The sequence below is a fragment of the Cellulomonas denverensis genome, assembly GCF_012396125.1.
Classification (GTDB): Bacteria; Actinomycetota; Actinomycetes; order Actinomycetales; family Cellulomonadaceae; genus Cellulomonas; species Cellulomonas denverensis.
This window is the reverse complement of the sequence record NZ_JAAXOX010000004.1, coordinates 276,611-294,559: the sequence shown is the minus strand read 5'-3', so window position 1 is coordinate 294,559 and position 17,949 is coordinate 276,611. Positions and strand designations below refer to the sequence as shown.

16 protein-coding genes are annotated in these 17,949 nt (G+C 72.1%); 7 read left to right on the top strand and 9 right to left on the bottom strand.

Annotated elements, in window-relative coordinates; translation table 11 throughout:
- Positions 1-72 precede the first annotated feature (72 nt).
- The gene (locus HGA03_RS18460) at positions 73-492 is read left to right on the top strand and encodes an Ig domain-containing protein (protein ID WP_239073415.1); all 420 of its coding nucleotides are present in this window, start codon (positions 73-75) and stop codon (positions 490-492) included.
- A gap of 24 nt (positions 493-516) precedes the next feature.
- On the opposite strand, the gene HGA03_RS19360 is transcribed toward HGA03_RS18460, so the two are convergent.
- Positions 517-1,482, bottom strand: a complete 966-nt coding sequence (locus HGA03_RS19360; protein ID WP_168630229.1) for a helix-turn-helix transcriptional regulator — start codon at positions 1,480-1,482, stop codon at positions 517-519.
- A 68-nt stretch (positions 1,483-1,550) separates the two neighbouring features.
- On the opposite strand from HGA03_RS19360, the gene HGA03_RS10610 reads away from it, so the two are divergent.
- Positions 1,551-2,291 (top strand): alpha/beta fold hydrolase, encoded by a 741-nt coding sequence (locus tag HGA03_RS10610; protein ID WP_168630228.1) that lies wholly within the window; start codon positions 1,551-1,553, stop codon positions 2,289-2,291.
- A 26-nt stretch (positions 2,292-2,317) separates the two neighbouring features.
- On the opposite strand, the gene HGA03_RS10605 is transcribed toward HGA03_RS10610, so the two are convergent.
- Positions 2,318-2,998 (bottom strand): GOLPH3/VPS74 family protein, encoded by a 681-nt coding sequence (locus HGA03_RS10605; RefSeq protein ID WP_168630227.1) that lies wholly within the window; start codon positions 2,996-2,998, stop codon positions 2,318-2,320.
- Positions 2,999-3,047: 49 nt separating this feature from the next.
- The gene (locus tag HGA03_RS10600) at positions 3,048-3,500 is read right to left on the bottom strand and encodes a hypothetical protein (RefSeq protein ID WP_168630226.1); all 453 of its coding nucleotides are present in this window, start codon (positions 3,498-3,500) and stop codon (positions 3,048-3,050) included.
- Between the two features lie 98 nt (positions 3,501-3,598).
- Between HGA03_RS10600 and HGA03_RS10595 the strand changes: the two genes are divergently transcribed.
- On the top strand, positions 3,599-4,597 hold the full coding sequence (locus tag HGA03_RS10595) for an SDR family oxidoreductase (protein WP_168630225.1): 999 nt from the start codon (positions 3,599-3,601) through the stop codon (positions 4,595-4,597).
- Between the two features lie 20 nt (positions 4,598-4,617).
- Here the strand turns inward: HGA03_RS10595 and HGA03_RS10590 are convergent, their stop codons facing one another.
- Positions 4,618-5,592 carry a GlxA family transcriptional regulator gene (locus tag HGA03_RS10590; protein ID WP_239073416.1) on the bottom strand — a complete coding sequence of 325 codons (975 nt, stop codon included), beginning with the start codon at positions 5,590-5,592 and terminating at the stop codon, positions 4,618-4,620.
- 89 nt (positions 5,593-5,681) lie between these two features.
- Here HGA03_RS10590 and HGA03_RS10585 point away from each other — a divergent pair, with 89 nt between their 5' ends.
- Positions 5,682-6,332, top strand: a complete 651-nt coding sequence (locus HGA03_RS10585) for an isochorismatase family protein (RefSeq protein WP_168630223.1) — start codon at positions 5,682-5,684, stop codon at positions 6,330-6,332.
- A 26-nt stretch (positions 6,333-6,358) separates the two neighbouring features.
- On the opposite strand, the gene HGA03_RS19600 is transcribed toward HGA03_RS10585, so the two are convergent.
- Positions 6,359-8,476 (bottom strand): Ig-like domain repeat protein, encoded by a 2,118-nt coding sequence (locus tag HGA03_RS19600; RefSeq protein ID WP_168630222.1) that lies wholly within the window; start codon positions 8,474-8,476, stop codon positions 6,359-6,361.
- A gap of 281 nt (positions 8,477-8,757) precedes the next feature.
- Here HGA03_RS19600 and HGA03_RS10575 point away from each other — a divergent pair, with 281 nt between their 5' ends.
- The 3 genes from HGA03_RS10575 (at position 8,758) to HGA03_RS10565 (ending at position 12,853) form a co-directional block, all read left to right on the top strand.
- Complete coding sequence (locus HGA03_RS10575) at positions 8,758-10,788, top strand: glucose PTS transporter subunit IIA (protein WP_168630221.1); 2,031 nt, start codon at positions 8,758-8,760, stop codon at positions 10,786-10,788.
- Between the two features lie 19 nt (positions 10,789-10,807).
- Complete coding sequence (locus tag HGA03_RS10570; RefSeq protein ID WP_168630220.1) at positions 10,808-11,677, top strand: PRD domain-containing protein; 870 nt, start codon at positions 10,808-10,810, stop codon at positions 11,675-11,677.
- 84 nt (positions 11,678-11,761) lie between these two features.
- On the top strand, positions 11,762-12,853 hold the full coding sequence (locus HGA03_RS10565) for a YihY/virulence factor BrkB family protein (protein ID WP_168630219.1): 1,092 nt from the start codon (positions 11,762-11,764) through the stop codon (positions 12,851-12,853).
- Positions 12,854-12,905: 52 nt separating this feature from the next.
- Here HGA03_RS10565 and HGA03_RS10560 read toward each other — a convergent pair whose 3' ends face one another.
- The 4 genes from HGA03_RS10560 to HGA03_RS10545 form a co-directional block, all read right to left on the bottom strand.
- Entirely contained in the window at positions 12,906-14,012 is a 1,107-nt protein-coding gene (locus HGA03_RS10560) for a substrate-binding domain-containing protein (protein WP_168630218.1), read from the bottom strand.
- A 79-nt stretch (positions 14,013-14,091) separates the two neighbouring features.
- Entirely contained in the window at positions 14,092-15,384 is a 1,293-nt protein-coding gene (gene mmsB, locus HGA03_RS10555; RefSeq protein ID WP_168630217.1) for a multiple monosaccharide ABC transporter permease, read from the bottom strand.
- A gap of 10 nt (positions 15,385-15,394) precedes the next feature.
- Positions 15,395-16,942: a multiple monosaccharide ABC transporter ATP-binding protein gene (mmsA, locus tag HGA03_RS10550; protein WP_168630216.1), complete on the bottom strand. Its 1,548-nt coding sequence runs from the start codon at positions 16,940-16,942 to the stop codon at positions 15,395-15,397.
- A 196-nt stretch (positions 16,943-17,138) separates the two neighbouring features.
- Positions 17,139-17,930, bottom strand: a complete 792-nt coding sequence (locus tag HGA03_RS10545; protein WP_168630340.1) for an ATP-binding cassette domain-containing protein — start codon at positions 17,928-17,930, stop codon at positions 17,139-17,141.
- Between the last annotated feature and the right edge of the window lie 19 nt (positions 17,931-17,949).

The following is a 17,949-nucleotide window of genomic DNA, read 5'->3' as shown; positions in this document are numbered from 1 at the left end:
CAGCACCGATGGTGCTGGGCCTTCGACGTTGTCCGGCCGGGTTTCGGGGCCCCCGCGCCGGGCACTCCGTGGGTGGTCCCGGGCGGCGCGATCACCGGCACCCCCCCGCACGGGCAGGTCGGGGTGGACTACGACGCCCGCCTCACGGTGGGTGGTTCGCCGGTCCCGGGCGTGCGCGTCACCGGTGGGGCGTTGCCACCCGGCCTCACGCTCGACGCCGCAGGCCGGATCACCGGCAGGCCGACCGGCGCCGGCGACTTCTCGGTCACGGTGACCGCGACGAACGCGGCCGGGTCCGCCGCGCTGACCCGGGTCATCACGGTGCTCCCCGCGAGCAGCGAGGACACCGGGGCCATCGTGCAGGCGGAGCCCGCCTTGCTGGCCCGCACCGGAGGGTCGTTCTCCTGGCCGGCGGCAGCGGCCATGCTTCTGGCCGGCCTCGGGACCGCCCTCGTGTGCGGGGTCCGGCGAGTGCGGTCCGAGCGCCGCTGAGGCGCCCGTCCCGGCGCCGGCCCGCTATCCGGCGTCTCCGAGCGCACACCCCCGCACCCGCTCCGCCAGCGCCACCAGCTTCCCCCGCAGCTCCGCCGGCGCCAGCACCTCGAACCCCCAGCCCAGCCCGGCGATCACCCGGGCCATCCCGTCCAGCCGCTCGGCCCGGGTCTCCCACAGCACGCCACCGGGGTGTTCGGTCAGCCGGCCCATGCTGGTCGGGATCTGGGCCCGCGCCTCGGTGGGGGTGGTGTGCAGGACGACCGACACCTGGTGTGCCCAGCGGACGGCGGCGATGCCGGTGGTGACCTGGGTGCGGGCGTCGAAGTCGTCGGGGACGTCGTAGCTGCCGTCGGTCGGTTCGACGGCGGTGATCCGGTCCAGGCGGAAGGTGCGCAGGTCGGCGCGGTCGTGGTCGTGGCCGGTGGCGTACCAGCGGCCGGAGTGGAAGACCAGGCCGTAGACGTCGAGGGTGCGGCGGGAGTGCTGCCCGTCCCAGCCGGTGTAGGCGATCACCACGGTGCGCCGATCCTGGGCGGCGGTGGCGAGGCCGAGCAGGGTGCCGGCGCCGGCGGGTGCGGCCGGGCGGACGGGTGCGGTGAACTGCGCGGCCGACAGCAGGCTGTCCAGCCGGCGGCCGAGGGTGCGGGGGAGGGCGCGGGAGACCTTGGCCAGGGCGCTGGCGGTGGCGGCGTGGTCGGTGGTGGCCAGCCCGGCACGTTCGGCGGTGCGCAGGCCGAGGACGACGGCGACCGCCTCGTCGTCGGTGAACATCAGCGGCGGGAGCTTGTAGCCGGGGGCCAGGCGGTAGCCGCCGTACCGGCCGCGCTGGGCCCGGACCGGGATGCCCAGGTCGGCCAGGTGCTCGGCGTACCGGCGGACGGTGCGCTCGTCGACGCCGAGCCGGGTCGCCAGGTCCCCGACGGGGTACTGCCGGCCGGTCTGCAGCAGCTCCAGCAGGGCCAGCACGCGAGCGGTCGGGCGTGTCATCGGCGTGTCCTGAAACGAGTTTTCTTACCGGGCGGATCCTGTCCGGATTCGAGTCTAGCGTCGAGGACATGAACACCACCACGTACGTCCTCGTCCCCGGTTTCTGGCTCGGCGCCCAGGTGTGGCAGCCGGTCGCCGACCTGTTGCGTGCCCGCGGCCACGCCGTGCACGCCGTCGATCTGACCGGGATGGGCGACCGCGCCCACCTGGCCACACCCTCGACCGACCTGACCCAGCACATCGACGACGTGGTGCGGGTGATCGAGGAGAACGACCTGCACGACGTCGTCCTGGTCGGCCACAGCTACGGCGCGCTGGTGACCACCGGCGCGGCGGACCGGCTGCCGGAACGGGTGAAGCGCCTGGTCTACGTCGACACCGGCCCGCTGCCGGACGGGGTGGCGCAGGCCGACTTCGACGGACCGGACGCCCGGGCGGCCAATGAGCAGCTGGTGCAGGCCACCGGCGAGGGCTGGCAGCTGCCGGCTCCGGACTGGGCGGCGCTCGCGGCCGGGGTCGAGGGGGTCGACGACCAGGCGATCGCGGCGCTGACCGAGCAGTCGCGGCCGCAGCCCTGGGCGACGGCCACCCAGCCGGTGGCGCTGACCGGTGCCTGGGAGCCGCTGCCCCGGACGGGCGTGCTGTGCAGCTTCACCGTGGAGCAGGTGCAGCAGATGGCGCCGCTCGTGCCGCTGTTCGCGCCCATGGTCCAGGGCGACTGGACGTACACCGAGCTGCCGACCTGGCACTGGCCGATGGTCAGCCGCCCGGCGGAGCTGGCCGAGGTGCTGGAGGCGGCGGGGCGGTAGCCCGCGGCGGCGCGGTCGCGGGCGATTCAGGACGAGACGATCGCCGGCATCATGATCGCCACGAACACCACCGCCATCGCGTCCTGGATCGCCCGCGTCGTGGCGGCCGAGGCCCAGTCCTGGTCGGTGAGCTGCTTCACCCGGGCCTCGGCCTCGGCGCGGCGGTCCTTGGGCACCAGTCCGCGCACCAGCCGGGTGCCCTTCGCCAGGGCGAGCAGCGCCGCCTCGTGCGGGGTGGGCGTGGCACCGTCGAGCAGCACGGCCCTCAGGCGGGCGCGCAGCTCGGTCTCGTGTGCCGAGTCGGCGGCGGGCCAGCGCGACGCCGGGAAGATGCCCAGGACGCGGTTCTCCCGCTGCTCGAGGACGCCGCGCTCGGCGAGTCCCGTGAGCAGCCGGCCGCGCACGCCGCGGGACAGCGACGGGATCAGGTCGTCGGGCTTGCGCGGCCGCGCCTTGATCGCCAGCAGTGCGGTGTCCAGAGCAGGGTGCCCGGTCGGGGAGGGGTCCCGGATGATCAGCCGGCCGCGGCGGACGGTCTTGCCATGGGCGTCGACGGTGTGCTCGTCCGCGGGCTCGACCCGGCCGGTCAGCGCGAGTTCGACCAGCAGCGCACCGGCCAGGCGGTAGTCGAGGTTGTCGATCGACGGGTCGGGGGAACCGGACTCGTCGTCGTAGGTGAGCAGGAGCAGGTCCTCGGCGATGATCATGCCGGCGACGCTAGCCGCGCGGGGGGTTCGGCCAGGCGCGCCCCCGCGGCTACCTAGAGCCCCGGGTCGCGGCCGCATGCAGCAGGGCCACCGCGACATGCGCCACCCCGAACACCACCGACGCGGCCAGCAGCGGCCAGGACCGGCCGTGCCCGGCCAGCAGCAGGCCGGCCACCGGTGGCAGCACCGCCATCGGCACCGGGATGCCCAGTGCCGGGCGGTACAGCTCGGCCACGGTGCGCGGCCCGCGGGCGAACCGCAGCCAGCACGCCCAGTACCCGGCCATCGCGAGCAGCACGCCGGTCGTCCAGCCGGACCAGGTGGCCGACCCGCCGGTGAGGATCGCGGCCAGCAGGAACAGCACCCGGGAGACGCCCTCGATCCCGGCCAGCCACCGGGGTGCCAGGTCCGGCGGCACCGGGCCGCTCCGGGCCCAGATCAGGGTGGGGACCAGGAGCGCGGCGACCAGTGCCGCCCCGGGCCACGACCAGGCGAGCTGCATCCGGCCAGGCTAGCCGCGGGCGCGGGGTCGCCAGCCACTAGCATTCAAGGGTCGCTGCTGAAAACCTCAGACAGAATGACTCCAGATAGGTGGAAACAATGACGTCGACACGTGTCCTGCTCCTGGGTGGCACCGGGGTGATCAGTTCCGCCGTCACGGCGGTCGCGCTGGAACAGGGGTACGACGTCACGGTCCTGAACCGCGGGTCCGCCCACAGCCGGCCGTTGCCCGGCGGGGTGGAGGAACTGCACGCCGATCTGCGCGATCCGGACTCGGTGCGTGCGGCGCTGGGCGGGCGGGAGTTCGACGCCGTGGTCGACTGGGTGGCCTTCACCCCCGATCACGTGCGGACGGACATCGACCTGTTCACCGGCCGGACCGGGCAGTACGTGTTCATCAGTTCGGCGTCCGCCTATCAGACGCCGCCCCGGCACTGGCCGGTCACCGAGACCACGCCGTTGGACAACCCGTTCTGGCAGTACTCGCGGGACAAGATCGCCTGCGAGGACCTCCTGCTCGCCGCGCACCACGACGCCGGGTTCCCGGTAACGATCGTCCGGCCGTCGCACACCTACGACCGCACCAGCGTGCCGCTGGACGGCGGCTGGACCGCGATCGAGCGGATGCGGCAGGGCCGGCCGGTGGTGGTGCACGGCGATGGCACGTCGCTGTGGACGCTGACCCACCACGAGGACTTCGCCCGCGGGTTCGTCCCGCTGCTGGGCGACGCCCGCACCCTCGGGGAGGCGTTCCACATCACCTCGGACGAGATCCTGACCTGGGACCAGATCGTGCACACCCTGGCGGGGGCCGCGGGGGTCGAGGCGGAGATCGTGCACGTGCCCTCCGACGTGATCGCGGCCGCCGACCCGGCCTGGGGTGCGGGGCTGCTCGGGGACAAGGCGCACTCGATGTTCTTCGACCTGACCAAGCTGCGCGGGCTGGTGCCGGACTTCACCGGCACGATCCCGTTCGCGCAGGGGGCGGAGCAGATCATCGAGTGGCATGACGCCGACCCGGGGCGCCGGCAGGTCGATCCCCGGCTGGACGCGCTGATGGACCGGTTGGCCGAGCGGTTCGCCGTCCACGCGGAGTGAGCACCTGACGCCGCGGCGCCTCAGTGGGCCGGTGTGCCGCCGAACCGGTGCCGGTAGGCCGACGGGGTGGTGGCGAAGCACGCGGCGAAGTTCTGCCGCAGGGTGACCGCATTGCCGAAGCCGCACGTCGCGGCGATCTGCTCGACGGACAGGCCGGTGGACTCCAGCAGCCGGCGGGCCTCCTCCAGGCGCTGGGTGCGGACCCAGGCGGCGGGGGTGGCACCGGTGGCGGCCTGGAACGCGCGGATGAAGGTGCGCCGGCTGAGGTGGGCCCGGGCGGCGAGCCGGTCGACGGTGAGCGGTTCGCCCAGGTGGGCCAGCGCCCAGGTGATCACCTCGGAGACCGGGTCGCCGCTGGCGCGCTCCGGCAGAGGGCGCTCGACGTACTGCGCCTGGCCACCGTCGCGGTGCGGGGCGACCACCAGGCTGCGGGCGACCCGGTTGGCGGCGGTGGCGCCGAGCCGGCTGCGCACCACGTGCAGGCAGGCGTCCAGGGCGGAGGCGGTCCCGGCCGAGGTCAGGATGTCGCCGTGGTCGACGTAGAGCACGCCGCCGTCGACGGTGACGTCCGGGTGCCGGGCAGCGAGCAGGTCGACGGCGTGCCAGTGGGTGACCGCGCTGCGCCCGGACAGCAGCCCGGTGTCGGCGACCGCGATCGCGCCCAGGCAGAGACCGGCGATCGCGGCGCCGCGGTGGTGGGCGCTGGTCAGGGTGCGGAGGAGCTCCGGGGTGGGGTCGCGGCCGTCGAGGTACCAGGAGGGCACGACCACCAGGTCGGCGTCGTCGGCGGCGGCCAGGCCGAGCACGCCGCCGATGGAGTGGCCCTCGGCGGTGTGGACGCTGCCGGGCCGGTCGTCCACCAACACGGTCTCCCACTGGCCGAGGCCCTGGCGGGTGACCTCGCCGAAGACCATCTGGGGCACGGCGAGGTGGAACATCGTCACCCCGTCGAAGGCGTAGATCGCGACCCGGACGGTGTCGGCAGGGGTTGGCACGAAGTCATCGTAAGGGTGCACACGTGCCAATGGCGTGGGCCCCGCGGCCGGGCGGACAGTGGAGACACACCCCCCTCAAGGAGCTGACGATGACATCCCCCCGCCGTGCCCTGATCCTGGTCGACATCCAGCTGGACTACTTCGACGGTGGCCCGCTGGAGATCCAGTACCCGCCGCACGCCGACTCGCTGCCGCGGATCACCCGGGCGATCGACGCCGCCACCGCCGCCGGGATCCCGGTGATCGCCGTGCAGCACACCTCGGGCGAGGATGCCCCGGTGTTCAACCCCACGCTGCCCGGCTTCCGGCTGCACCCCGAGGTCGAGCGCCGCCGCACCGGCGACTGGGTCGGGGTGGTCAAGCAGTTCGGCACCGTGTTCGCCGGCACCGGCATCGTGGCGCAGCTGCGGGAGTGGGGCGTGGACACCGTCACCCTGGTCGGCTACATGACCAACAACTGCATCCTGGCGTCCGCCGCGGAGGCGGAGACCCACGGGCTGCGGGCCGAGGTGCTCTCCGACGCCACCGGGGCGATCCACCTGGCGAACGAGCAGGGCTTCGCCGATGCGCGGACCGTGCACACCACGCTGATGACCGTGCTGCACTCCAACCTGGCCGCGGTGGCCACGACCGATGCCTGGGTCGGCGCGGTGTCCGCCGGGGCCGCACTGCCGGGCAGCAACCTCGGCGCCTCGGCGACGGCCGGTGCGGAACGGGCCCGGGCTGCGGTCGCGGGCTGACGGGGCCGGTGCAGGCGGGCCGGGACTCAGCGGGTCCGGGCGGTCCAGCGGTGCCGGGCCAGTCGTGCCAGCCAGGCACCGGCCACGATCAGCAGGGCCGCCGCGCCCAGCCAGGGCATCGGCTCCGGGCTGCCGGTGGTGGCCAGCGGCACGGTGAGGACCGTGGTCGGCGGCGCCGCGTCGGCCGGCGGCCCGGGGGCTGCCGGGGCCGGGGCTGCCGGGATCGGGGCCGCCGGAACCACCGGTTCGGTCAGGATGAACTGGAGCGGCGCACTGGCGGAGCTGCCCCACACCACATCGGTCGGGGTGAAGTCGACGCGCAGGGTGTGCGTCCCGGCGGTGACCGCCGGGTAGGTGAGCGTGGCGGCCCCCGCGGCGTCCACCGGGACCGGCGATCCGACCGGGCTGCCGTCCACGAATAGCTGCACGGTGCCGACCGGGACCCCGGCCACCGGGTCGACGGCGGCCACGGTCACGGTCACCGCCAGGTCCTGGCCGATCGCGGGTGCGGCCGCGGTCGCCGCCGCGGTGGTGGTGCTGGCCGCCCACTGGGCGTAGAGCGTGCGGTCGCCGGTGAGCAGGGTGTCCTCGGTGAAGTCGACCACCGCGCGTGGTGCCACCGCCCGCCCGGAGGCCGCCGCGACCAGGCCCAGCGGTGAGTCCGCACAGCCGAGGAACTCGTACCCGGGCCGGGTGGGCGGCGGCGGCAGCTCCCGCGCCCCGGCGGTGAAGGTGGTGGCGAAGGTGCGCACCGCGGCGGTGCCGGTGCCGCCGTTCGCGTCGAAGGTGGTCAGGTAGTCGTGCGGGTCGAGCCGGAGCACCGGCCAGTCGACCTGGTCGGTGGCGAGCTGGACCGCGCCGTCGTTGACCACGGTGCCGTCGCCGCGCAGCTGCCCGTCGCCGGGGACGGTGATCCCGTCCGGGATCCGCAGCACCGCGCCGGCCGGGATGACCAGCACCGCGGGCGAGTTGATCTCCAGCGACCCGAAGTCCGTGCCACCGGTGCCGACCCCGACCGCCGAGGTCTGGTACGGCTGCGCGGCGTTGATCGCGGTGGTGGTGCCGCCGTCCAGGATCACGTCCGCGCCGTTGCCGTCCTCGGGCCAGGCACCGTCGCCGGTGCCGCCACCGATCCCGGCGCCGGCCAGCCCGGAGGTGGCGGTCACGGTGGCGTTGTCCAGTACGTGCAGCGAGCCGCCGCGCATCCCGTTGTCGCCGGCGCCGATCCCCGCGCCGAGCCGCTCCGAGGTGGCCGTGACCACGGCGTTCCCGCCGATCGTCACGTCGCCGCCGTTGCCGCCCTCGAACCGGGCCCCGGCGTCACGCTGGGCCGCCAGGCCGCCGCCGATCCCGGCGCCGAGCGCCAGGCTGCCGCCGGAGGCGCTGGCCTGGCTGATCGCGGTGACCTGGGCGTCGCCGTCGATCACGACCGTGCCGCCGTTGCCGCCGTTCACCCCACCGCCGATCCCGGCGCCCTGGGTGCTGGTGGCCTCGACCACGGCATTGTCGGTGATGGTCAGGTTGCCGCCGTCCTGGCCGGGGCGGCCGCCGATCCCGCCGCCGTACTGCGACGTCGCGGTGACCTGGGCGTTCCCGCCGATGGTCGCGGAGCTCACCGGCAGGGTGGCGTCGTTCACCGAGGCCCCGCCGACCGCGATCGCCGGTCCGAGGCAGTCCGAGGTGACCACCGCGTCCCCTCGGATCAGCAGGGTGCCGGTGCCGGTGGTCGCGCCGATCCCCGCCACGGTGATGAAGGTGATGTTGGCGTCGTCGGTGCTCACCTGCGCTCGGCCCTCGATCATCAGGGTCGCGTCGTTGGTCTCGATCACCGAGTCCTGCCGGGAGCCGCTGGGGGTGCGGTCGTAGCTGGCGGTCAGGGTGCCGGGGGTCCCGGCCGAGGTGTCCGTGATGGTCAGTGTGGAGCCGGCGCCCAGCACGATCGAGCCGGTGGTCAGGTCGAAGCCAGACAGGTCGAGGGTGAGCGTCCCGCCCGCGGCCAGCCGGAGGCCGGCGGCCGATCCCTGGGCGATGTCCGCGGTCAGGGTGGCCTGCCCGCCGCCGCCTGCCGGGTCGGAGAAGGCGGTGGCGAGCGCGCCGTAGTCCGCCACCGTCGCCGCGGCCGCGGTGGAGATCCCGGTGCTCACGAGGAGCCCGGCGGTCAGGACAATTGCGGACAAACGCCCCCGGATCGTCACGACGACGATGCTGCCACTCTGCCGGCGATCCGACTAGGGGCGATTCGGGCGGTCTAGGACCTTGGACTTGGATCGTCGTCCCGGCTGGCGCTATCTTCCCCTTGAACCCGAGAGTTCGCCCGAAGGATTGTTACCCGCCACCGTCGCGGGGCAAGACCTGAGCCGCAGCGATGCGCCTCGGGTCTTTTTTTGTGCCCTGACGTCGGTGTCCGCCCAACGAAGGAGAGACGATGACGTCGGCGACGACACGTGAGAGGGCCGAGGCGATCATTGCCGCGGTCGGGGGGCCGTCGAACGTGACGAGCCTGACCCACTGCGCCACCCGGCTGCGATTCGAGCTGCAGGACGCCTCGAAGGTCGATGTGGCGACCGTGGAGCAGGTGCCCGGGGTGCTCGGCGCGGTGCCCCAGTCCGGTGACCGGTTCCAGGTGGTGATCGGCGGGGCGGTGCAGACCGTGTTCTCCGACATCATGGCGCTGCCGTCGATGGCCGGCGTGGGTGGCGGCAAGCGACCGCAGACCGATGCCGAGGTCAAGGCCGCCGCTCGTGCGAAGGGCCGGGGCAGGTTCTCCTGGCTGGACGGGGTGTTCGAGTACCTGTCCGACTCGTTCCGGCCGCTGCTGGGCGTGCTGCTCGGCGCCTCGCTGATCATCGCGTTCGCCGCCGTGCTGGACGCGCTCGGCGTGGTGGACTTCCGGGCGGACGACAAGCCCGCGACCTGGGTGTTCGTCGATGCGATGTGGCGGGCGGTGTTCTACTTCCTGCCGATCATGGTGGCGTACAACGCCGCGAAGAAGCTGAACGTCGACCCCTGGGTCGGCGCCACGGTGATGGCCGCCGTGATGACCCCCGACTTCATGGCGCTGACCAACGCCGCCAGCACCGTGTGCACCACCAACGACACGCTGGGCACCACCTCCTGCGTCGCCGACATCTTCGGCCTGCCGATGCAGCTGAACGAGTACGGCGGGCAGGTGTTCGTGCCGTTGATCATGGTGGCCGTGCTGGCGCCGCTGTACCGCGGGTTGAAGCGGATCTTCCCGGAGAACGTGCAGATGGTCTTCGTGCCGTTCCTGTCGATGCTGGTGATGATCCCGGTGACCGCCTTCCTGCTCGGCCCGCTCGGCGTCTGGCTGGGCTCCGGCCTGGGTGACGGCCTGGCCTGGCTGAACGGCAACGCGCCGCTGGTGTTCGCGATCGTGATCCCGCTGCTCTACCCGTTCCTGGTCCCGCTGGGCCTGCACTGGCCGCTGAACGCGCTGATGCTGGTCAACCTGAACACCCTGGGCTACGACTTCATCCAGGGCCCGATGGGTGCCTGGAACTTCGCCTGCTTCGGTGCCACCGCCGGTGTGCTGGTGCTCTCGATCCGGGACAAGGACGCCCAGATGCGCCAGACCGCCACCGGTGCGCTGGCCGCCGGTCTGCTCGGTGGCATCTCCGAGCCGTCGCTGTACGGCATCCACCTGCGGTTCAAGCGGATCTACCCGCGGATGCTGGTCGGCTGCCTGGTCGGCGGTCTGCTGATCGGCCTGATGGGCGGCGTCGACACCCAGGCCTTCGCCTTCACCTCGCTGCTGACCATCCCGGTGTTCGACCCGATCCCGGTGTACGTGATCGCGATCACCGCGGCCTTCGTGGTGTCGATGGTGCTGGTGATCATCTCCGACTACCGCACCCCGGAGCAGCGGGCCGAGGCGCTGGCCGCCCGCGGTGACCTCGCGCAGGCCCCCGCCCCGGCCGCGACCGTCACCGAGGCCACCCCGGCCGCCGAAGCCACCCCCGCCGCCGAGGAGCCCGCTGCGCCGACCACCGCCGTGCTGGCCCCGGTCAGCGGCGAGACCGTCGCCCTGGAGGAGGCCGGTGACCCGGTGTTCGCCTCCGGGGCGCTGGGTGCCGGGCTCGGGATCGTCCCCACCGACGGCACGATCCTGGCGCCGGTCACCGGTGAGCTGGTCACCGTCGCCGACACCGGCCACGCCTTCGGCCTGCGGACGGACGACGGCGTCGAGGTGCTGGTGCACGTCGGGGTGGACACCGTCCGGCTCGGCGGCGAGGGCTTCACCGTCGACGTCAGCCGGGGCCAGCGGGTGACCGCCGGCGACCGGCTCGGTACCGTGGACCTGGTGTCCGTGCAGGCTGCCGGCCTGCCGACCACCACCCTGGTCACCGTCACCAACAGCCAGAGCCTTCCGGGCGTCACCGCGCACGGCGGTGGCACGGTCCGGGCCGGGGACGTCCTGCTCGACATCGAGCGCTGAACCGGTAGGCGGGGGCCTCGTGCACGTGCTGCGGGTGTTCAACAACAACCTGATCCTCGCGCGCGAGGCCCAGGGCGCCGAGGTGATCCTGACCGGGCGAGGGCTCGGGTTCCAGGCGAAGCCCGGCGACCAGGTCGACGACGAGCGGGTGGTCCGGGTGTTCCGGCCGGATGACGGCCGGGACCCGGACCACCTCGCCGCCCTGCTGGCGGACATCCCGCCGGAATCGGTGCACCTGGTGGCGGAGGCGCTGACCGAGGTCGGCCTGGACACCATCGCCGGCCGGGCGGCCCTGCTGGTGGCGCTCGCCGATCACGTGGCCTCCGCCCTGACCCGGGCCGAGCGCGGCCAGGTGGTGGAGTACCCGCTGCTGGCGGAGGTCACCAGCCTCTACCCGGAGGAGTACGCCCAGGCCACCGCCCTGCTCGGGGCGATCAACCGCCGGGTGGAGGTACCGCTGCCCGACACCGAGGCGGTCGGCCTGGCCCTGCACCTGGTCAACGCGGGCTTCGCCACCGGCGACCTGTCCGCGAGCTACCTGATGACCGGGCTGATCCAGCAGTTGCTGGACGTGGTGGCCGCCTCCGCCGGGGTGACCCTGGTGCCGGGCAGCGTCTCGGTCGGCCGGTTCATCACCCACCTGCGCTACCTGTTCATCCGGGTGCACCGGGGCGAGCAGGTGGACGACGTGGCGCTGTCCGGGGTCGGGGAGGCGATCCGGTCCGCGTACCCGGAGGAGGCGATCCTGGCCGACCGGCTCGCCCAGATCGTGGAGCTGCGGGTCCGGACCCCGCTCAGCCCGAACGAGGCCGCCTACCTCACCCTGCACGTGGCCCGGGTGGTGGGCGAGGCCCGCGGGACCGGGACGGCACCGGCCGTCACGGAGTGACCCCGGCACCGGCGCTCCTGTGGCAGACCCCGCGGCCCCGGGTGAGGCTGGCGGCAGAGAACAGCCGCACCACAGGAGGAACCCGTGGCCCCCACCGACGAGGACAGCACCAGTACCGAGCGCGCCGCCGCCCCGGCGCCGGACGACCCCCGCAAGCCGGACTCACCCGATGACCTGACCAGGCGGTCCTGGTCCTACGTGCTGCGCACCACGATCCGGGAGTTCCAGCGCGACCAGTGCACGGACCTGGCCGCCGCCCTGACCTACTACGCGGTGCTGGCGATCGCGCCGGGGTTGCTGGCGGTGGTGTCGATCCTGGGCCTGGTCGGCGACGGGCGGCAGCTGGTGGAGAACCTGGTGGCGACCGCGACCGGGATCGTCGGGGAGGACAGCGCGCAGGAGACCCTGAAGCCGATCCTGGAGAACATCACCACCTCGCCGGGCGCCGGTCTGGCCTTCGTGCTGTCGCTGCTGCTGGCGCTGTGGTCGGCCTCCGGGTACGTCGCCGCGTTCAGCCGCGGGATGAACCGGATCTACGAGATCGACGAGGGCCGGCCGATCTGGAAGCTGCGCCCGGTGCTGCTGGTGGTGACCCTGGTGCTGGTGCTGTTCGCGGTGCTGATCGTGGTCGCCGTGGTGCTGTCCGGCTCGATCGCCGAGCAGGTCGGGGAGACGATCGGGCTGAGCTCGGCCGCCGTGACGGTGTGGAACATCGCCAAGTGGCCGGTGGTGCTGGCGCTGGTGATCCTGGCGGTGGCGATCCTGTACTACTGGGCCCCGAACGTCCGGCAGCCGAAGTTCCGCTGGATGAGCGTCGGGGCGCTGGTCGCGGTGCTGGTCTGGATCGTGGCGTCGGTCGGCTTCGGGTTCTACGTGGCGAACTTCGGCTCCTACGGCAGCACCTACGGGTCGCTGGCCGGGGTGATCATCCTGCTGCTGTGGCTGTGGATCACGAACCTGGCGCTGCTGTTCGGCGCGGAGCTGGACGCCGAGGTGGAGCGCGGCCGGGAGCTGCAGGGCGGGATCGAGGCCGAGCGGAGCATCCAGCTGCCGCCGCGGGACACCCGGGCCAGCGACAAGAAGCAGGCCAAGCTGGAGGCGGATGTGCGCCGGGGCCGGGCGTTGCGCGAGTCCCGCACCGACCGCACGGACCGCGCCGACCACACGGACCGATAACACCGGCGACCCCCGCCCGGCGGACTGCCGGACGGGGGCCGCGGTGCGGGCGTCACTTGGTCAGCGGCGCCAGCGTGTCGTCGTTCGCGTAGACCTCGGCGGCGTTCTCCTTGGTCACGATCACCGGGGTGAGCAGGAAGGACGGGACCACCTTGACGCCGTTGTCGTAGGACTCGGTGTCGTTGATCTCCGGCTCCTCACCCTTCTGCAGCGCCTCGATCTGCTTGATGGTCTGGGCGACCAGCTCGCGGGTGTCCTTGTAGATGGTCGAGTACTGCTCGCCGGCCATGATCGACTTCACCGACTCCACCTCGGAGTCCTGGCCGGTGATCACCGGGGTGTCCTTGCCGGCCTGGGCGACCGAGGTCAGGGCGGCGCGGGCCAGGGTGTCGTTCGGCGACAGGATGCCGTCCAGCTCGGTGGAGGCGTAGGAGCCGGACAGGATGGTGTCCATCCGCTTCTGCGCGTTCTCCGCCTTCCAGCCCTGGGTGGCGACCTGCTCGAAGGAGGTCTGACCGGAGACCACGGTGAGCGTCCCGTCGTCGATCTTCGGCTGCAGGATGCTCATCGCCCCCTCGAAGAACGGCGTGGAGTTGGCGTCGTCCGGGGAGCCGGCGATCAGCTCGATGTTGTACGGGCCGTCGCCTTTGCGCTCGGCCAGGCCGTCCAGCAGCGCCTGACCCTGCAGCACGCCGACCTGGTAGTTGTCGAAGGCGACGTACATGTCCACCGCGTCAGTGTTCTTCACCAGACGGTCGTAGGCGATCACGTAGGCGCCGTTGTCCTTGGCGTCCTCCAGCTGGGAGCCCAGCTGCGAGCCGTCGATGGCGCCGACCACGATCACGCTGGCGCCCTGCTCGGTCATGGCCTGGATCTGGTTCTGCTGCTCGGTGACGCCGGAGTTGGCGAACTGGACGATCGGGTTGAACCCGGCCTCGGTCAGGCCGTCCTTGAACAGCTGCTCGGCGAGCACCCAGTTCTCGGAGGTCTTCTGCGGCAGGGCCACCCCGATGGTGGCATCGGCGGCGAAACCGCTCGCCTCGGTGGCCGAGCCGGAGGATTCGTCGGTGGATCCGCCGCGATCGGAGGAGGAGCAGCCGGTGAGCAGGAGGGCTCCGGCGGCCCCGGCGGCGACCAGCGCCGCGGTCAGCTTCTTCATGGGTGGTGTCACTCTTCCTCGGTTGGGCACCCGTCATCGGATGCGGTCGAGCGCCGGGCCGGGAGTCCGGCCCGGGAGTTCAGTTCCGGGCGAGCGTCTCGGCCTGGGAGACCGGGTTGGCGCCGGTGCCGAGGCCGCTGTCGTCGCCCTCGGGGTTGACCGGGCCGCGGCGGACGCCCTTGAGCAGCAGTCCGACGATGGAGGGGCGGCCCTGGATCTTGTTGTAGACGTCGAAGGCGACCGCGGCGAGCAGCACCAGGCCCTTGATCATCTGGGTGGAGTCGGAGCCGACGCCCATCAGCTGCAACCCGTTGTTCAGCACGGCCATCACCAGGCCACCGATCAGCGAGCCGACCACGGTGCCGACCCCGCCGGAGACCGCCGCCCCGCCGATGAACACCGCGGCGATCGCGTCCAGCTCCCAGTTGGTGCCGTCGAACGGCCCGGAGGCGGTGGACCGGCCGATGAAGATGATCCCGGCCAGCGCGGCGAGGATCGACATGTTCATCATCACGAAGAAGTTGGTCCGCCGGATGTTGACCCCGGACAGCGAGGCCGCGATCCGGTTGCCGCCCACCGCGTAGACGTGCCGGCCGGTGATGGTCCGGTTGGAGATGAAGGCGTAGACCAGCACCAGCACCACCAGGATCACCCCGGAGATCGGGAACGAGGTGCCGTACCGCCCGGAGCCGAACAGCCAGGTCGCCCCGGCGATCACCGCGGCCAGCAGCGCCACCCGCACCACGGACGCCCAGGTCGGGATCGGGGCGCCGCCCAGCCGGCGGGCGGACCGGCGGCGACGGGTCTCACCCCAGATCAGCGCGGCGATCGCCAGGATGCCGAGCAGCAGAGTGGAGTTGTTCAGCCCGGTGTCCGGGCCCCATTCCGGCAGGTAGCCCGCGCCGAGGAACTGGATCTCCTTCGGCACCGGGACGGTGTTGGACTTGCCGATGTACTGGTTGGCGCCGCGGAAGAACATCATCCCGGCCAGCGTGGTGATGAAGCCCGGGATGCCGACGTAGGCGACCCAGAACCCCTGCCAGGCGCCGATCACCGCGCCGACCGCCAGGCCGAGCAGGATGCCCAGCCACCACGGGATGCCCCAGTCCCGGATCGCCAGCGCCACGATGATGCCGACCACGGCGGCCACCGACCCGACCGACAGGTCGATGTGCCCGGCGATGATCACCAGCACCATCCCGATCGCCAGGATCAGCACGTAGGAGTTGCCGTTGATGATGTTCTGCGCGTTGGTCGGGGTGAGCACCTTGCCGCCGGTGGCGAACTGGAAGATGAGCACCAGCGCGATCAGGGCGAACACCATGCCGAACTGACGGGCCCCGCCGCCGAACAGCTGCTTGAGTGACGTCATCGTCTGTCCTTCAGTGGGTGACTGCTGGGCTGGAACCGGTCATCAGGCGCATCAGGTCCTCCTGGTTGGCCTGCTCCCGGTCGAGGACACCGGTGATCCGGCCCTCGAAGATGGTGTAGATGCGGTCGCACAGGCCGAGGAGTTCGGGCAGCTCCGAGGAGATGACCACCACGCCCTTGCCCTCGTCGGCCAGGCGCTGCACCAGGCCGTAGATCTCGTACTTGGCGCCGACGTCCACGCCGCGGGTCGGCTCGTCCAGGATCAGCAGCCCGGGCTCGGGGAACATCCACTTGCCGAGCAGCACCTTCTGCTGGTTGCCGCCGGAGAGCTTGACCACGCCCTCCCGGACCGACGGGGTCTTGATGTTCAGCGAGGTGCGGTAGTGCTCGGAGGCGATGGTCGCCAGGTCGGTGTCCAGCACCCGGTGCTTGGTGATCCGCTTCAGGTCGGCCGAGACGATGGTGTCCAGGATGCTGTCCAGCAGGTTCAAACCCTGGATCTTGCGGTCCTCCGGGACGTAGGCGATGCCGTGGTCGATCGCCTGCTGCACCGTGGTCAGCTCCACCGGCTTGCCGTCGATCAGGATCTGCCCGCCGCGCCAGCGCCCGTAGGACCGGCCGAAGATCGAGCGGGCCAGCTCGGTGCGGCCGGCGCCCATGATCCCGGCGAAGCCGACGATCTCACCGTGCCGGACGTGGAAGGTGGAGCCCTTGCAGACCAGCCGGTCGGCGACCTGGGGGTGCTCGACGGTCCAGTCCCGTACCTCGAAGAAGACCTCGCCGATCTGCGGGGTGTGCTCCGGGAACCGGTGGTCCAGCGAGCGGCCGACCATGCCGCGGATGATCCGGTCCTCGTCCACCTCGCCGGCGGCGGCGTCCAGGGTCTCGACCGTCCGCCCGTCGCGGATGATGGTGATCGAGTCGGCGATGGCGGCGATCTCGTTGAGCTTGTGGCTGATCATGATGCTGGTCAGGCCCTTGGCCCGCAGTCCGCGCAGCAGGTCCAGCAGGTGCTCGGAGTCCTCCTCGTTCAGTGCCGAGGTCGGCTCGTCCAGGATCAGCAGCTTGACGTCCTTGGACAGTGCGCGGGCGATCTCGACCAGCTGGGCCTGGCCGACGCCGATGTTCTTGACCAGCTCGTCCGGGGAGGTGTCCAGGCCGACCCGGGCCAGCAGCTCGGCGGCGCGCTCGCGGGTGGTGTCCCAGTCGATGCCGAACGGGCCGGAGTTCTCGTTGCCGAGGAAGATGTTCTCCGCGATCGACAGCTCGGGGATCAGCGCCAGCTCCTGGTGGATGATCACGATCCCGGCGCGCTCGCTGGACTTGATGTCCTTGAACCGGACCTCCTCGCCCTGGTAGACGATCTGGCCCTGGTACGTCCCGTAGGGGTACACCCCGGACAGGATCTTCATCAGCGTCGACTTGCCGGCGCCGTTCTCCCCGCAGATGGCGTGGATCTCGCCCGCACGCACGGACATGCGGACCTGGTCCAGGGCGCGCACCCCGGGGAAGGTCTTGGTGATCGACCTCATCTCGAGGACGACGGGGGTGTCCGTCATCGTTCCTGCTCTCTGCGCCTCGCTGCGCGACCGGCGTCGCTGCCGGTCTGTCGTCGACTCGTCGAGGACAGTAGGGACGGGAGTGGCTACGCGTCAACCTCTGAAGGCAAACCTCATCCTGGAGTGACCGAATCGCAACCAACGGGACGTAGGTCCCAGCTCACTGCGGGTTTGCCGACAACTACTGAAGGCAAACTTAGATGTTCGCCCAGTGCGGTCGGTTCGGGCGGGTCGCGCCGGCGATCGCGCCGATGATCTCCTCCGGCGCCGAGGTCCCCGCGTCGAAGGAGCCGTTGTTCCGGCCGTGCCGCAGCACCTCGATCCGGTCCGACACCGCGCGCAGGTCCGCCAGGTTGTGGCTGATGATCAGCACCGCCAGCCCCATCGCCCGCAGTCGCTCCACCAGGGTCAGCACCTCGGCGGTCTGCACCACCGACAGTGCGGCGGTTGGCTCGTCCAGCACCAGGATCCGCGGCCGGGTGGTCAGGGTCCTGGCGATCGCCACCGCCTGCCGCTGCCCGCCGGACAGCTCGCGCACCGGCACCCGCACCGACGGCACCGTGATCGTCAGGTCGCGCAGGATGTTCGCCGCGGCCAGCTCCATCCCGTCGATGTCCATCGGGCTGTGCCGGGACGCCCGCAACTCCCGGCCCAGGAAGATGTTCGCCGCCACGCTGAGGTTCTCGCACAGCGCCAAGTCCTGGAACACCGTCGAGATGCCCAGGGCGTGACCGGCGGCCGGGTTCGGGATCGACACCTGCTCGCCGGCGATCTCGACCACCCCGGAGTCCGGCTGGAGCACCCCGGAGATGATCTTGGCCAGGGTCGACTTGCCCGCACCGTTGTCGCCGACCAGGGCGACCACCTCGTGCGGGCGGATCTCCAGGTCGACCTCGGTCAGTGCCTCCACCGCGCCGAACCGCTTGGTCACCCGCCGGACGGACAGCACCGGCGAGCGGTTCGCCGACCCGTCCGCCGCCCCGGTCATCGCTGCCTCCACGCTGAGT

What these genes read in the sequence shown, in the direction of transcription:
- HGA03_RS19360 (WP_168630229.1), bottom strand. Translation starts at nt 1,482, where the DNA reads ATGACACGCCCGACCGCTCGCGTGCTGGCCCTGCTGGAGCTGCTGCAG.
- HGA03_RS10610 (WP_168630228.1), top strand. Translation starts at nt 1,551, where the DNA reads ATGAACACCACCACGTACGTCCTCGTCCCCGGTTTCTGGCTCGGCGCC.
- HGA03_RS10605 (WP_168630227.1), bottom strand. Translation starts at nt 2,998, where the DNA reads ATGATCATCGCCGAGGACCTGCTCCTGCTCACCTACGACGACGAGTCC.
- HGA03_RS10600 (WP_168630226.1), bottom strand. Translation starts at nt 3,500, where the DNA reads ATGCAGCTCGCCTGGTCGTGGCCCGGGGCGGCACTGGTCGCCGCGCTC.
- HGA03_RS10595 (WP_168630225.1), top strand. Translation starts at nt 3,599, where the DNA reads ATGACGTCGACACGTGTCCTGCTCCTGGGTGGCACCGGGGTGATCAGT.
- HGA03_RS10585 (WP_168630223.1), top strand. Translation starts at nt 5,682, where the DNA reads ATGACATCCCCCCGCCGTGCCCTGATCCTGGTCGACATCCAGCTGGAC.
- HGA03_RS10575 (WP_168630221.1), top strand. Translation starts at nt 8,758, where the DNA reads ATGACGTCGGCGACGACACGTGAGAGGGCCGAGGCGATCATTGCCGCG.
- HGA03_RS10560 (WP_168630218.1), bottom strand. Translation starts at nt 14,012, where the DNA reads ATGAAGAAGCTGACCGCGGCGCTGGTCGCCGCCGGGGCCGCCGGAGCC.
- mmsB (WP_168630217.1), bottom strand. Translation starts at nt 15,384, where the DNA reads ATGACGTCACTCAAGCAGCTGTTCGGCGGCGGGGCCCGTCAGTTCGGC.
- mmsA (WP_168630216.1), bottom strand. Translation starts at nt 16,942, where the DNA reads ATGACGGACACCCCCGTCGTCCTCGAGATGAGGTCGATCACCAAGACC.
- HGA03_RS10545 (WP_168630340.1), bottom strand. Translation starts at nt 17,930, where the DNA reads ATGACCGGGGCGGCGGACGGGTCGGCGAACCGCTCGCCGGTGCTGTCC.